The organism is Amycolatopsis sp. cmx-4-54, from assembly GCF_046548895.1.
Lineage (GTDB): Bacteria > Actinomycetota > Actinomycetes > Mycobacteriales > Pseudonocardiaceae > Amycolatopsis.
Window position 1 is genome coordinate 357,424 of the sequence record NZ_JAEBEJ010000001.1, and the last position, 14,305, is coordinate 371,728.

13 protein-coding genes are annotated in these 14,305 nt (G+C 65.9%); 3 read left to right on the forward strand and 10 right to left on the reverse strand.

Annotation, left to right across the window (positions count from 1 at the left end; translation table 11 throughout):
• Positions 1 to 482 precede the first annotated feature (482 nt).
• The gene (locus ACLJQ7_RS01750) at positions 483 to 3,800 is read left to right on the forward strand and encodes an error-prone DNA polymerase (RefSeq protein ID WP_410646328.1); all 3,318 of its coding nucleotides are present in this window, start codon (positions 483 to 485) and stop codon (positions 3,798 to 3,800) included.
• Between the two features lie 299 nt (positions 3,801 to 4,099).
• Here the strand turns inward: ACLJQ7_RS01750 and ACLJQ7_RS01755 are convergent, their stop codons facing one another.
• From ACLJQ7_RS01755 to ACLJQ7_RS01770, 4 genes are all read right to left on the reverse strand, one after another.
• Positions 4,100 to 4,858: a hypothetical protein gene (locus ACLJQ7_RS01755; RefSeq protein ID WP_410646329.1), complete on the reverse strand. Its 759-nt coding sequence runs from the start codon at positions 4,856 to 4,858 to the stop codon at positions 4,100 to 4,102.
• A 129-nt stretch (positions 4,859 to 4,987) separates the two neighbouring features.
• A complete protein-coding gene (locus ACLJQ7_RS01760; RefSeq protein ID WP_410646330.1) occupies positions 4,988 to 5,413 on the reverse strand; it encodes a hypothetical protein in 426 nt (141 codons plus the stop codon).
• 98 nt (positions 5,414 to 5,511) lie between these two features.
• A complete protein-coding gene (locus tag ACLJQ7_RS01765; RefSeq protein WP_410646991.1) occupies positions 5,512 to 5,907 on the reverse strand; it encodes a CPCC family cysteine-rich protein in 396 nt (131 codons plus the stop codon).
• A 291-nt stretch (positions 5,908 to 6,198) separates the two neighbouring features.
• Positions 6,199 to 6,732 (reverse strand): DUF6985 domain-containing protein, encoded by a 534-nt coding sequence (locus tag ACLJQ7_RS01770; protein WP_410646331.1) that lies wholly within the window; start codon positions 6,730 to 6,732, stop codon positions 6,199 to 6,201.
• 299 nt (positions 6,733 to 7,031) lie between these two features.
• On the opposite strand from ACLJQ7_RS01770, the gene ACLJQ7_RS01775 reads away from it, so the two are divergent.
• Positions 7,032 to 7,571, forward strand: coding sequence for a hypothetical protein (locus ACLJQ7_RS01775; RefSeq protein ID WP_410646332.1), 540 nt, complete (start codon positions 7,032 to 7,034; stop codon positions 7,569 to 7,571).
• Positions 7,572 to 7,827: 256 nt separating this feature from the next.
• On the opposite strand, the gene ACLJQ7_RS01780 is transcribed toward ACLJQ7_RS01775, so the two are convergent.
• The 5 genes from ACLJQ7_RS01780 to ACLJQ7_RS01800 form a co-directional block, all read right to left on the reverse strand.
• A complete protein-coding gene (locus ACLJQ7_RS01780) occupies positions 7,828 to 8,355 on the reverse strand; it encodes a hypothetical protein (protein WP_410646333.1) in 528 nt (175 codons plus the stop codon).
• Between the two features lie 241 nt (positions 8,356 to 8,596).
• Positions 8,597 to 9,091, reverse strand: a complete 495-nt coding sequence (locus tag ACLJQ7_RS01785) for a hypothetical protein (protein WP_410646334.1) — start codon at positions 9,089 to 9,091, stop codon at positions 8,597 to 8,599.
• 236 nt (positions 9,092 to 9,327) lie between these two features.
• The gene (locus tag ACLJQ7_RS01790) at positions 9,328 to 9,987 is read right to left on the reverse strand and encodes a cysteine hydrolase family protein (RefSeq protein ID WP_410646335.1); all 660 of its coding nucleotides are present in this window, start codon (positions 9,985 to 9,987) and stop codon (positions 9,328 to 9,330) included.
• 164 nt (positions 9,988 to 10,151) lie between these two features.
• On the reverse strand, positions 10,152 to 10,457 hold the full coding sequence (locus tag ACLJQ7_RS01795; RefSeq protein ID WP_410646336.1) for a hypothetical protein: 306 nt from the start codon (positions 10,455 to 10,457) through the stop codon (positions 10,152 to 10,154).
• Positions 10,458 to 10,687: 230 nt separating this feature from the next.
• Complete coding sequence (locus ACLJQ7_RS01800; protein WP_410646337.1) at positions 10,688 to 11,986, reverse strand: pentapeptide repeat-containing protein; 1,299 nt, start codon at positions 11,984 to 11,986, stop codon at positions 10,688 to 10,690.
• A 310-nt stretch (positions 11,987 to 12,296) separates the two neighbouring features.
• On the opposite strand from ACLJQ7_RS01800, the gene ACLJQ7_RS01805 reads away from it, so the two are divergent.
• Positions 12,297 to 12,890 (forward strand): hypothetical protein, encoded by a 594-nt coding sequence (locus ACLJQ7_RS01805; protein WP_410646338.1) that lies wholly within the window; start codon positions 12,297 to 12,299, stop codon positions 12,888 to 12,890.
• Positions 12,891 to 13,457: 567 nt separating this feature from the next.
• Here the strand turns inward: ACLJQ7_RS01805 and ACLJQ7_RS01810 are convergent.
• Positions 13,458 to 14,228, reverse strand: a complete 771-nt coding sequence (locus ACLJQ7_RS01810) for a GntR family transcriptional regulator (protein ID WP_410646339.1) — start codon at positions 14,226 to 14,228, stop codon at positions 13,458 to 13,460.
• Positions 14,229 to 14,305 lie beyond the last annotated feature (77 nt).

Genomic DNA, 14,305 nt, shown 5'->3' on the forward strand with positions numbered 1-14,305 from the left:
GAGCGAAATCGTCGGCCCGCCGGCTCTTGTCCGCCCTGTTGCCGTGCTTGAGTGGCTCGCCCTGCAGGTACAGCCGCCGAGTGCGCAGGTGGCGGTACCACCAAGCGATCGCCTGGCCTTCAGCTGAAGACCAAAACGCCTCAGCACACATCGAACGTAAGACACAACGTCTGCGGACGTAACACAGCGACAGACTATGGGAACGCAGGGCATCGAGGCGACCGGTGGAATCCGCAAACCTTCCGCCTGTTGTGACCGCTGCAACTCTGCTCCCTACCGAGCCGAACTCGAACACGCCATCGACCATGGAACCTTCAAGTCCCCGAAGTGACAGATAGCGTGGTCAGGTGACAGATAGCGTGGTCCGTCACATCTGCTCGTTCCAGATTTGACAAAGTCGCAGGTAGAACGGACGATCGCACAGACGTTCGATGTTGGTGCTGTCTTCCCCACGGCTCCTCTGGTGTGTCGTGGAGTGGTCGATGGCGTGGAGTGGTGGTCCGGCGAGCTGGTCGGAGCTGGAGCGGATCGCGTCGGGGCGTCCACCGGCGGGGGACGGCAATGACGCGCCGGCGTGGTCGCGGAAGCGTGAGGGGTATGCGGGGCCGCCGCCGGACTTGATGACGCCGCGGTCGGATGACGGTGGTGGCGCGCTGGCCCGGACCCCGTATGCGGAGTTGCATTGTCATTCGAACTTCAGCTTCCTCGACGGGGTGAGCCATCCGGAGGAGCTGGTGGAGGAGGCGGCGCGGCTGGGGCTGGACGCGATCACGCTGACTGATCACGACGGCTTGTACGGGGCGGTGCGGTTCGCCGAGGCCGCGAAAGAGCTCGGTGTGCGGACGGGGTTCGGTGCGGAGTTGTCGCTGGGGCTGACGGGGCCGCAGAACGGGGTGGTGGATCCGGCGGGGACGCATCTTTTGGTGATCGCCCGCGGTTTGGAGGGGTATCAGCGGTTGTGCCGGACGATCTCGACCGGCCAGTTGGATGGGGAGAAGGGCGCCCCGCGGTACGAGCTGGATCAGGTGGTGGAGGACCTGCGCGGACATGTGCAGGTCCTCACCGGGTGCCGTAAGGGCGCGGTCCGGCGCGCGCTGGTCGAGTCCGGGCCGGCGGCGGCCGCGGGGGAGCTGCGGGTGCTGGTGGACCGGTTCGGGCGGGACTCGGTCGCGGTTGAGCTGATCGATCACGGCCTGCCGCTGGATTCGACGCATAACGATCTGCTGGCGGGGATGGCCGCGGAGCTGGGCCTGGCGACGGTGGCGACGACGAACGCGCACTACGCGGCCCCGCAGGATGCGGTGTACGCGGACGCGGTCGCGGCGATCCGGGCGCGGCGGAGCATGGAGGACATGCAGGGCTGGCTGCCGGCGGCGGGGATGCAGTTCCTGCGCTCGGGGGAGGAGATGGCGGAGATCTTCGCCCGCTACCCGGGGGCGGTGCAGCGGGCGGCGCTGCTGGGGGTGGAGTGCGCGGTCGACCTCACCCTGGTCGCGCCGGAGTTGCCGCCGTTCCCGGTCCCGGACGGGCACGACGAGGCCTCCTACCTGCGCGAGCTGACCTACGCCGGCGCGCGGGAGCGGTACGGGACCCGGGACGACGCGCCGCGCGCGTACGCGCAGCTGGACTACGAACTCGAGGTGATCACCGAGCTGGGGTTTCCGGGGTATTTCCTGATCGTGTGGGACATCGTTCGGTTCGCCCGGGAGGCCGGGATCCTCTGCCAGGGCCGCGGGTCGGCGGCGAACAGCGCGGTGTGTTTCGCGTTGCGGATCACCAGCGTCGACACCGTGCGTTACGGGCTGCTGTTCGAGCGGTTCCTCGCGCCCGAGCGCGACGGCTACCCCGATATCGATGTCGACATCGAGTCCGATCGGCGCGAGGAGGTCATCCAGTATGTCTTCGACACGCACGGGCGTCGCAACGCGGCGCAGGTGGCGAACGTGATCACCTACCGGGCGCCGTCGGCGATCCGGGATTCCGCCCGCGCCCTGGGCTATAGCCCCGGTCAGCAGGACGCGTTCGCCAAGGCCGCCGACCGGTGGAACAGCGTCGCGGCGGCCGCCGCGCAGGACGGGCACGGGATCCCGCGTGATGTGCTCGGGCTCGCGGCCCGGCTGGAGGGGTTCCCGCGGCATCTCGGGGTCCATTCCGGCGGCATGGTGCTGTCGAAGACGCCGGTGTCGGAGGTGGTGCCGGTCGAGTGGGCCCGCATGGAGGGCCGGTCGATCCTGCAGTGGGACAAGGACGACTGCGCGTCCGCCGGGCTGGTCAAGATCGACCTGCTCGGGCTGGGGATGCTCTCGGCGCTGCACTACATGCTCGACCTGATCGCCGAGCACCACGACACCGTCATCGACCTCGGGCAGATCGACCTCGCCGACCCGAAGGTGTACGACATGCTGTGCGCCGCGGACGCGATCGGGGTGTTCCAGGTGGAGAGCCGCGCGCAGCTGGGCACGCTGCCCCGGCTACGCCCCCGCACCTTCTATGACCTGGTCGTGGAGGTCGCGCTGATCCGGCCGGGCCCGATCCAGGGCGGCTCGGTGCATCCGTATCTGCGGCGCCGCCGCGGCGACGAGGCATGGTCGCACGCCCACCCACTGCTCGCAGGGCCGTTGGATCGCACCTTGGGTGTGCCGTTGTTCCAGGAACAGGTGATGCAGATTGCCACGAGTGTCGGGTCGTTCAGCGCGGCCGAGGCCGATCAGCTGCGCCGCGCGATGGGCGCGAAACGGTCGGCGGCGAAAATGGAACGGCTCCGGGACCGCTTCTACGCCGGCGCCGCGGCCAACGGGATCACCGACAAGCTGGCCGACACGATCTACGAACAAATCGCGGCATTCTCCGGGTACGGCTTCCCTGAAGCGCACAGCATGAGTTTCGCGCTGCTCGTGTACGCCTCCGCCTACGTGAAGTGCTACTACCCGGCCGCGTTCACCGCCGGGCTGCTGCGCGCCCAGCCCATGGGCTTCTACAGCCCGCAGTCCCTGGTCGCCGACGCCCGCCACCACGGCGTGAAGATCCGGCGGGCCGACATCAACCGCAGCCTCGCGCACCCGACCCTCGAACCCGACACCGACAGCACCGGCGGGGTCGCGATCCGGCTCGGCCTCGGCGGGATCCGCCACCTCGGCGACGACCCTGTCACGCGCCTGATCGCCGAACGCGACCAGCACGGGCCCTTCACCGACCTCGGGGATCTCGGCTACCGCACCGACCTCACCACCCCCGCGATGCAGGCACTCGCCACCTCCGGCGCGCTGGAATCCCTCGGCCCGGACCGCCGCCAGGCCCTCTGGGCCGCCGGACCCGCCGCCGCCAGCCGCGACACCCACCTGCCCGGCATCGCCTCCGGACTCGACGCCCCAGCCCTGCCCGGCATGACCGCCTTCGAGATCACCGCCGCAGACCTCTGGGCCACCGGCATCTCCCCGGACGAACACCCCATGCAGTACCTGCGCGAGTACCTCAACGGCCGCGGCGCACTCACCACCGCCGCCGTCACCCGGGCGGGGAACGGTGCCACGATCTGGGTCGCCGGAGCCGTCACCCACCGCCAACGCCCCGCCACCGCCGGCGGCATCACCTTCCTCAACCTCGAAGACGAAACCGGAATGCTCAACATCGTCGTCACCCAGCGCCTGTGGGATCGGGAGCACAAGATCGTGCGCAGCTCACCCGCGCTGCTGGTCCACGGAATCGTCCAATCCCACCACGGCGTCACCAGCCTCTCGGCCGACCACTTCGAACCACTCGACCTTCGCGGACTCGCCACAACATCACGCGATTTCCGTTAATGGACAACCGAGTCAAACGGACGTGTAGGGTCTCAAAATCGATGACACTTTCCCAAAGGTCGTGGCACTGAAATGGCACTAGTGCCACGAAAACTGGGATTGACCATTCTTTCACGCCCGCTGAGCTGTTCCAGTGGGTGCCCGTGACGCGCCACGTCATTCGAAGATGCTGTGGCACAACCGAATCAGCAGCTTCCGTTGATGCCGATGAGCGGATGCGCCACGTTGGTATCAAGGGAAACTCGGCCGTTGCGCGGACTGGGCTTGGGTCACAACGGTCGTAAATGGGGGCCGGGTCTTCACGACGGTGGGGTGAGATTCTGACAGAGGTGGGTGGGGAAGGCTGGCTCGACGGCGAGGATTTCGCCGCAGCCGCCGCCCTTCGCCGAGGCGAAGCTCATCCAGCCGTTGCCAGCCCAGCGGTAGGCGACCCGGGTCGGGGCCTGGCCGCTGTGCCGCTGCAGGTCGTGGATCAGCCAGTTCTGGTCGCACGCCCGTGTTGTGCCCGGGTGCTCGGCCTCCGCGCTGAACTCGACCTGTGCCACCCATGCTTCGGCGCAGTGATCGGTGGGCGGTTCGCAACCGAGGATCTTGTCGCATTTCCTCCAGCCGGTGGAGGTCAGCCCCCAGGTGTCCCCGGCGTTGACGAGCACCGGCCGCTTCCCGATTGGTGCCGCTGTCTTCATCGGGAAGTCGGTCGGGACCTGTTTACAGTCTGGGCCGTTCCTGGGCTGGAACAAGACGCTGGCGTGGATGCTGTCGGCGGCTTCGGTGATCTGGGTGTGCGGTTGGACGGCACAGGCAGGCAGGTCGACGCGCAGTACCGCACTGTGGTCGTCCGGGCCCGGCCGAATGTCGGTGACCCACGCGGACATGTCCGCCGGAGGAGCCGATATGAGCGGCGGGTCCGGCGTGGTCGCTGACGTGGTGGCCGAGGTGGTCTCCGGCGTAGCGGTGCTTCGGTATGGGATGTTCAGGGCCAACACCAGCCAGAACACGAGCCCGCCCACCGCGAGCGTCCCCAACGTCCACAGCACGGGTCTCACAGATCTCGACATCGAAGTCCCCCTCAACGTTGTCGGCGGGGAGCCTACCGGACCACTGAACCGTGGCAGGCGATCATCGCGGGCGCACGGGGTGCCATGGTAAATGTTCGTCGACATGCTGTGGTGGCAGTGGCCGGCAGCTCAAATCCTGTAGGGATAGATTTTGATCTGCTCAGGTCTTAGGTTGATCTCGACCCATGTGCCGGCCATCCCATGAGGCAGGCCGTCGATATGGCCGAGGTCGATCACCGCGCCGGCCAGCTCCAGGTGCGCGAACGGCTCCTCCGACTCAAACCCGGTGAGGCCGAGCCGTCCTCGGCTGAACACTCCGCGTTCGTCCTGGTGAAGGCAGGGTTCCTCGACTGTGGCCGGCGAGCAGTTGAACCCCCACCGGAACTCCTCGTCCAGTTCCCACTCGATGTGGTGCTCGCCCGCTGCCGCCTCCAGGTTTCCGCACCAAGACGCCGACACGGACCCGACCGAGGACCTCACGGTGACCAGCCGCGCGTCGCCGGGGTTCCGGGACAACCGCTCCACCTGAACCAGCACCGGATCATCGTTCCGCATGGCACTCACCCTGCCAAGTGCGCCCTCATGCCGATGAGCGTACGACCGCCTCCGTGAACGTCGTCATCGCATTTGCCTGACGCTCAGCGGCACCTGGGTCAGGTAGGTTCAGTGGGCGGTACGTGAGCTCGCTTCACGCCGCCGTTAGCGACGTAGCGGGTTCGTGCGGCGTCAAGGCTGAGTTGCCCGTTCGGCCCGCCGCGGACGGTCGTGCTGTCGTGGTCGTCCTGCCCGTCATCTTCCCAGTCGCATTCTTCGCAGATTTCGTATCCGCCTCGTTCACCGAGGGTTGTGTGGCCGCAGCAGGGGCAGCTGTATGGCCCACCGCTGGGTGGGGCGAACACATTCCTCTGTCTTGCGTAGGTCTGGAACCAGGCCGTTCGCTGGCCGATCGGCTCCTCGCCCGCGCCCGGCCCACGCACGCCGGAGCGCCCGGGCCGGCTTGACATGCCTGTCTCTTCGGATCGATCATCGGACACGCGACAAGGATGCATGTTCGTGACCACTCGTAACGAGTCGTTTTTGGCCGGAAAGGTCACGTCCCAGCCGTAATAGCTCTTCAGGCCCACCTGAACTATTGACGGAACGCGGTGTCGCCGAAGCCCATATCGCGCATTTGCTCGGGCGAGAAGCCGACCATGATCTCGTCACCTCCGACGAACACGCGCTGCCAGCGAAGATCTCGCCCGCCGTGCCGCGGGATGGTTCACCGCGACGAAGAGGTGACAGTGGGCCGATCACCCTGTACCGAGGACACACCACGATGGCCTGGTGGCTGCGACGCGTCAGTGCGACTGATACACAACGCCTTCGAGTTCGTTGTCGGCGTAGGCGGCCGAGTTCGTCAGGTGGCCGTCGTATGGCCCGACCTTGGTCACCGAGCGACCGTCCCGGAGCACGATCTGCAGGCCGTGCTCGGGTTCCCAGTCGCACTCGCACTCCAGCGATACATAGACGTGCCGATCGCCGTAGACGTCCCGGCTGACGATGGGCTCATCACCAAGCCGGACATGATCGAGCACACTGTGCGGGCCATCGACCTCGACGACCACGGCCTCGTCGCCCGCGGCCACCAACTCGTTCATGACATCGCGGTAATAAGCGAAGATCGCCGGCGTAGCTGCCACCAGCACCGACGGATTGAGCGTCAGGAACGTATGAATCGCCTCGTGGAAGTCACCTGGCCGTTGGTCATCGTCGTAACCCTCAAGGACGATGCTGCACAGTGCACCACCCAGCACTGGTACGGCGAGAGGCTGACTGCGGTACCAGCCGAATTCCGTATCCAGAGCAACCTGACCGAGCCCGGGGATCTCCATGCCGTCACCTTAGTCTCAGGTGCTTCGATGGCAGAGCAAGCAAGGACCTCCTGGCTCCGTTCACCGTTCGGCCACAAGAGACAACGAGCTCAGCGTCCGCCGATCGCACTCTCATGCCGATGAGCGAAAGTTTGCGGTGCATCGCACGATCTGCCGCCGACTGAGTGACTCACGATGGGCAAGGTAGCGCTGCGAGCCACCACAGCGATCCCTACGCGGGAGCTAGTACCAGTGACCTGCCCGATCGGATGGGGGATGGCTTGCAACCCTTTGTGCAGCAGTTGCCGACGTTGATCGGAGTGCTGGTCGGTGCCATAGCCACATATACGGCTACGTCGGCGGCGGAGCGGGTGCGGTGGCGCCGTGCGCAAGCCGTTCGATGGGATGAGAAGAGGTTGAAAGCGTACTCAGACTACGCGGACGCCATCAAGAAGGTGATTTCGATAGCTGTCAGGTTAGCTGCATTTCACGGCATACATCCCGACAGGGACACACTTGCTCCTACCGAAGGTCTGCCCATGCTGGCCGTGGCGGAGGAGGAGCGAACTCTTAAATTTGAGCCAGTCCTTCTGCTCGGAGGAAGCCAGGTGGTTAAGGCGGCCCGAGCCTGGCACCACAGTACATTTCGTCTACAACGCATCGCATCAGGTAAGTCGACGGACTTTTCGTGGGCGGAAGCGGTTCGTGCGGTCAGCCACACGAGACGCGAGTTCTACGAGGCAGCCAGGCGGGATCTCGGAATTCCCGACGTCGAGGGAACCGAGAGTTTTGAATGGCAGCTAGCGAAGCTGCTGCCGCTACCTGGTGACGACAGTTCTGACGAGAGACTACGTGGCTGACTTTCGCCTTCTGGGCAACTGGCCAACCCCATGACCGGATATCTGCTTATGCCGCGACGAGGATTCTTGGGCAGGCGGCTGGGCCGGCCCACGCTGTCCGGGCGCCGCAACCGCCGGCTCGCCACCTCAGTCGAGGAAATGCCACGAGTTTGAGACTGATCATGGTGACGTCGCCGTGAGACAGCCGAGAAGGCCCAGGACGCACGAGATCAACATGTCAGGAGTGATGAGAACCTGCAGGACGACGCCGTCGTTGTTAGCCGGCCCAGGGAGACGGGCCCTGTCTGACTACGGTGAGGGCGCTGCGCTCGGCGGCCGGCCAGATGCCGACCTGGTAGATGAAGTGGTCACCGGGTGCGTCTGGGTCGGAGTCGGCGGGTGGAACTGACGGTACGTAGCAGACTCGTGTGCGGTATCGGCCAGGAGTCACGGTCACCGCGTGCTCGGGCTGCGGCGGCTGAGTACAGCCGACGATCGAAACGGTTCCGGTCGGAACGTCGAGGTCGGCTTCCACGGCATGTTCGGCTGTGATGGTCAGTTGCGGCGGGCTGGTGTGGACCGTTAGGACCGTTTCGACAAGGTCCTCACGTGCTGTCCCCACTGAGATCGAGTGCGGTTCCAGCCCGATCCGGTGCAGCTCGACGGCGTCCTCGGTCCAGCCGCCCGCGGGTCGGTCGGGGTCCATGGCCGCGCCGCCGCGCATCGCGCGGTCGTGAGCGGCAACGTCCTGGACGTATAACTGCCCGTATTCGGCGAACAGAACACCGTGCCGCGCTGCGATCATGGTCGCAGCATAGTGTCGCGGCAATGATCGCCAGTGCTGCTCCGTAAGCCGCCGCGCACGGAGGCTGCCTGAGGAAGTGACACGGCAACAGAGACTGATCATGGTGCCACCGCCGTGGGACAGTGTCAGAACGCGAGGTCGATCAAGGCTGGATGTGCCGTGCGTTTCGGGAATCTGCCGGGGAGGAAGGCTGCGGCAGAAGAAGGGCGTTTGCTGGGGGACTGGCGGCGTTACGCTCCGGTCAGCGGCTGGCCGCCAGATCCGACCAACTGCCCGCGTCCAGCAGGGCCAGTAAGTCCTTGGCCATCTTCCTGGAGGGGCTGCCGTCCGACCAATCGCCGGCGACGGTACGCAACACGTCCGCCGAGATGCGGATCTGGCGCTCGACCGCCTCCGTCACCTCCACAGGCCGCCCATCATCGTCCTGGAGGGTGTACCCGGGCTCGGGCGCGAAACAGCCCCACCAGTCCAACAACACTCCCATCGCTTCAATGCGTGGTTTGCCTGGCAGATCCCGGATAACCGTGAGCAGCACATTCACTGCAGGGACGGCGGCTGGGTACAGCGTCCCGCGATGGTCGTTGCCGACGGCGTCGACCAACCGGCCAACCGCCAAGGCGGCACCGTCAGCCGACACCGCCGCCGCCAGATCCTGGACAGCGCCAGCGGCCGCCTCCGGTCGGTACCAGGCCGGCCCAGGCACTGCGGACCAATCCACCGTCGTCCACGTGTCCATCGCACCAGCGTACGCACGCCATCGCGACCGGCACGCATGAATTCTGGTCCCGGCACGTGCGTCCCGGGTGGGTGACTGGTGGCCGGAACGAAGCCCGCGAAGTCGGTGACCGAGATACGCATTCGTCGCGCGCTGGTGCGCAGATTCCGCCTTTATCCACCAGCCTGGCCCTTTGCCCTGCAAAACCACGTAAGTGACACGGCCAACCTGCTCGGGCCAAAGAGCGGGGCCAGCAGTCACGTGGTGGAGGTGGTCTCGGTCCAGTAGGCCGGATCGCGGCCGTAGTTCGGTGTGGTGAACGCACGGTCCCAGGCCGCGTCGGGCGCGAGGATTTCCCGCCACGGGGCGACCTCGGTATAGAGGACGCGCAGGGAGTTGAGCGCGCCCTCGTGCAAGGCGGGGCCGTCGGTTGATACCGCGTCACTGGGCACGGCGACCTCGAAGTTGCGGGCCAGCGCGGCGCGTGCGGTGGCTTCGACGCACACGTTCGTCTGCAGGCCGGCCACGACGAGTCGCTGGACGCCGAGGTTGTGAAGCAACGGATCGAGTTCGGTGTAGTCGAAGAAGCTGGCCCGGGTCTTGTCCAGTACGACGTCACCCTGCTCAGGCGAGACCGCGTCCATGATCTGCCGGTTCCACTCGTGCTCGGCCGCTCCCACCTCGGGGATGAGGTGAGAGCGGTGAGCCAACAACCGAGCCATGCGGGGACTTTGTCCGAGGGACCCGGCAGTACCGGCGGTCGATCTGGAGTAGATGACCTGCATCCCTTGGTCCCGGGCAGCCGCCAGCAGATCCGTGCAGGCGGTGATCGTCTCCTGCAACCGCCAGATCGGCGGCCAGCCCAGCGCATCCCGGACGCCATCCTTCGCGACGTACGAGTTCTGCATGTCAATCATCAGCAGAGCAGTAGATCCCATCGCCCAACGCTCCTCACAATGAACAGGCCAACCACTGATCGTCTCTACCGTTCGGCTCGGCGGCAAGAACAGCCCGACCGACGCCGTGAACCAGTTCGCTCCTGCCCCGCCAGGACAATGTCGAAGGACACGCCCGGTGAGGTCTAGCGTCGTGAGTAGTCGGTTTTGTGACGGTTCTGGTAGATGCGGAATCCGCTCCAGGCGGAGGCAGGGATTACCCAGATCAGCACTGCGGCGAGATACAGCCAGCCGAGCCCGTCGCCCCAGCCGCCGCGCAGCGCTGGCAGATTCCCGGTCACCCACGCGATCGGGACGATCGAAACGATCCAGAGCAGCACGCTGGCGAGGACGAGGTAGAGGACGGTGCTGACCAGCCAGTCCGTGAAGGGCCCCTTGGCAGGCAGGCGCCCCAGCATGCGGTCGTAGTAGTAACCCCGCGGCTTGCTCACGTGTCGCCTTCCCTGTCGTGTTAACCAGACGATAGCGAAGACATCGGAGGTGCGTTGACCGTGTCATCGCGACCTCGCGATTGTCAGGCATGGTGTCGGCCCCGCCTTGCGGGTCCCAGCCTGAGCGGACGTCGGCTCGACCAACCCGCGTAGTCGGGTGGCCGGGATGGCAAATGGCGGTGAGACAAAACAGCGTTAGTGAGGGGCTCTGACGCGTTGGTGCTCCTTGGTTACGCAGTGCCTGTGTTGTGCGGTTCCGGAGGGGGAAGCGACTTCATGCTGCTGCGGGTGAACTCCTGGAGTTCGCTGGGCCATCCCTTGCTGAAGTTCGCACCGCTAAAGTCAGGCGGGCGGAAAAAGGAGGTGTCGGTGAAGCTGATGGTGTCTAGAAATGCAGAATTGGCGAAGGACGGCGCATGCCGCTGAAATTCCGCGTGGTCAAATTGGGTCGAGCGGGTGAAGGTCGCTCCCGCGAAGCTGGGGCCAGTCGCGAACGTTGTGCCGATGAAACTTGCATCCTTGTCGAACGTTGCTGTGTCGAAAACGGCTGTTTCCCCTTGGAAGCTGGCTCCGTCAAACTTGGCGTTGTGGCCGAACGTGGTGTGGTCGAACCATGCGACGCTGTGGAAAACGGCGGCAACGAAGTTCGCTGGGGCGGTGAACGTCGCATCGCTGAAACGGGCGTCGCGGTCAAAGGTTGTGATATCGAATCTGGCCGGGCCGACGAAGGTAGCTTTGTCGAACCTGGCCTGCGCGACGTGACAATTGGTGAGCTTCCACTCGATCAGTGTGGCCCCGGTCAGGTCGAGGTCGATATCGGGCCAAAATGTGACGTCCGGGTTGTCCGAGCGGCTGCCGGGCCGGAGGTGCGTGGCGAGGATGCGTTGCGCCGCGAGGCGGACCTCTCGCTCTTGAACGCGTTCTTTGTGGTCCTGGAGTTGGGCGTTGAGGGTCTGACGATCGCGCTCGTCGTCGGTGGGAGGGTCGCCGGGGAGTGTGAAGGGCATGCGCAGGTAGGCGCAGATGACGTTGACCACCGTTTGTCTGAGGTGTGGTCGGTCGGGGTTGTCCTGGGCGAGGCGTTCGAAGGCGTACAGACCACCGAGGCGAACTGGTGCTTTGTCCGATCCGAGCTGTTCGGACGCTTTCGTGTACAGCTCGGTGACGCGGCGTGCCGTGGCGTCCTCGGCCGTGGTGTGCGCTACCTGCTCCTGGAGTTCGAGGGCGCGTTCGCGGTTGTCCAGGTCGGCCTCGGTCGCGCGTTGGCGGCGTAGCGCCAGGTACAGGCCGAAGGCGCCGCCCAACCCGATACCGATGCTCAGCCCGACCTTGATCGCATCGAGTCGTGCTGATGCGAGGTCTTTGCCACTCAGGCCCGGGGTGGTGAACAGGAGCATCGCGATCGTCGCAGACGCCGCGAGCACCAGGCCGAGCACGAATCCGAGCAGGATCTTCCACCACGCGATCGGTTCAAGGACCGGCCTTGCGGTCGGGGTCCCGCCTTGAGCAGGCAACGGTTTCCAGATCACGGGGCATAGTCTTCCGATCGGTGCATGTTGTGACAACAACCCCCGGGCCGCGGCCGGCGGCCGCGGTCGAAGTCGGGCCGGTGTAGGGGTGAGGCTCGCTGGGAGCGCAGGGGCACGGGCTGGCTGCCGTGCGCAGTCACGCATCCAGGTGTTCTCGTGATCCGGCGACCGTGCGCGGAACACGTCATTTCGGCCGGCGACACAGGTTGTGCAGCGGGTGACGTTCGGCCTTTACAAAGTGTCCGGTACCGAACGGAACCTAGGTTGACCCTGGTGCGGAGGTGACGGGCGCTGAGCGCATACTCCGGGAATGCCCGCTGTGCCCGCTCGTGACCCGATCGCAGGCGGCGACTATGTCGTGCGGTCTGCGGTGCGGCACGGGCGGTGCCTCAATGGTCACGCCCTCGACGTTGCCGGGCACGGCCGCGGCTGGAATCAGGCACTGGATCTGCCGACCGTCCGGTGCGAATTGTGTGTCCGGTTGCGCCTTCCTCGGGCGGAGTCGCTCGAAGTCGATCTCCGGCCGCGAGACGGGATGTCGGCGACGTCGGCCGGGCTGCACCTGGCCGTGCGGCCTCCGTTCGTGCGCGCCGGAATCGAGCAGATCATGCTGCAGCTACGGGATGTCACCATCGCCGATCTCGACATGCAGATGTGCAGTGCGTGCAAGGTCGGGGTCGTGGAACAAGTCCGCGTCGACGACGCCTACTTGCGGCGGGGTATCGGAACCGTGCTGGTGACCGCCGCGCTGGAGCGCGGCCAGGGCTACCGATGGTCGACCACGGCGATCACCGACACTGCGGCGGCGGGAGCGTTCTGGGCAGCACAGCAACTGCCGGACGGCATGACACTCGGAGCTCCAGAACGGTGCACTCACATGCTCGAAGCATCAGAATTCGCGTGATCGAGCACTGTTCCAGCCTGCGCTAACGAGAGGCGGAACCGACAACGCTGAGGGAATTGCGCGCCGCGGAGCCACAGCGGACGTGGGAAGCCAACACGATGGAACCGGCGACACCGGCCTACGCGCGGTCCCTGCGCCAATGCTCGCAGCCGACATCCAGATCGGTTGTCGACGTGGACAGAGAGTCGAGATGTGGATGCTGCCGCGATCAGCGGGGCGCAGGCAGCTGTGCGAGCGCTTTGGTGATTTCGGTGACGAGGTGCTCTGAGTGCCCCCTAGCGCCACCTGCGCGGTCAGGAAGTCCCTGACCTGCAGGGTGTACCGCGGATCCTCCCGGACCACTCCGAGCAGTAACTGCACGGCCGTGACCTGGGTCGCGAGTGGCTGCCCGGGTGCGATCCGCGTGGACGCCCCCGCGAACAGTTCGGCAAGTTCAGCCTCAGTCATGCGGGGAGCCCTTCTGGCGCCGTGCGGCAGCCATTGTCACCGCTCCCCTCGTCGCGTACCTGATTGGCAGGGCATATATCGGCCCACGCACGTCGTCGTGTTCTTCTGGTCTGGACGAGTTCACCGGTCCGGTGTGTCCATGCGCTCGAGCGCGTACCCGATCTCGTACAGGTGGGCTGGCAACGCGGTCTCGTTGACCTCGCAGATCCGTCCGTCCGGGCTGCGGGCGATTCGCCGCAGTCGCAGTATCGGTGCACTGGGTGGGAGGGCCCACAGTTCGCGCTCGCGCGCGGACGGCGGGCGGGCGCCGACTCGCTCCTCCATGTCCAGCTCCGCCTGCAGGTGCTCCTCCATCCGGTCGAGGATCCCGCCCGGCCCGGTCTCACCTTCCACAATGACAGGGAGTTCACCGACCAGCCACGGTGGCAGGTAGCTGAGGGAGACGTGGTGCACTTGACGGGTGTCGGGGTCGCCCATCACGCGATCGCGGATGACCACCGGTTGACCCGGTGTGGTCCCCAGTAGCACGGCGAGATCGGCTGGGGGTGGCGCTGTCCGGACCTGCGGCTCACGAACAGCGACCCAGGACTGTGCCGCCAGGTCAAAGAAATATCCCCGCTCGTCGCGGAAGATTTTGCGCTCCCGCACGATCACCTCGCGTACGGGCGCGGCCGTCACCACTGTGCCGCCACCCACCCCGCGCCTCGTCTCGACCAAGCCGTCCGCGATCAACTCCCGCACCGCACGCTGGACTGTCTCTTTCGACGCGTCGAACTGGCGGGTGAGCTGGCTGAGCGGAGGCAGCATGTCACCCGGCTGGTACGTGCCGTCGACAATCGAGTCCCGCAGCTCCGCCGCGATCACCTCGTACGCCGGCTTCTTGACCACCACACCAGCCCCTCAACACCGCCGGAACAAAGTCCTAGGACTATTGCGCATCCAAGCTTCGCATGCAATTCTCAAAGTCC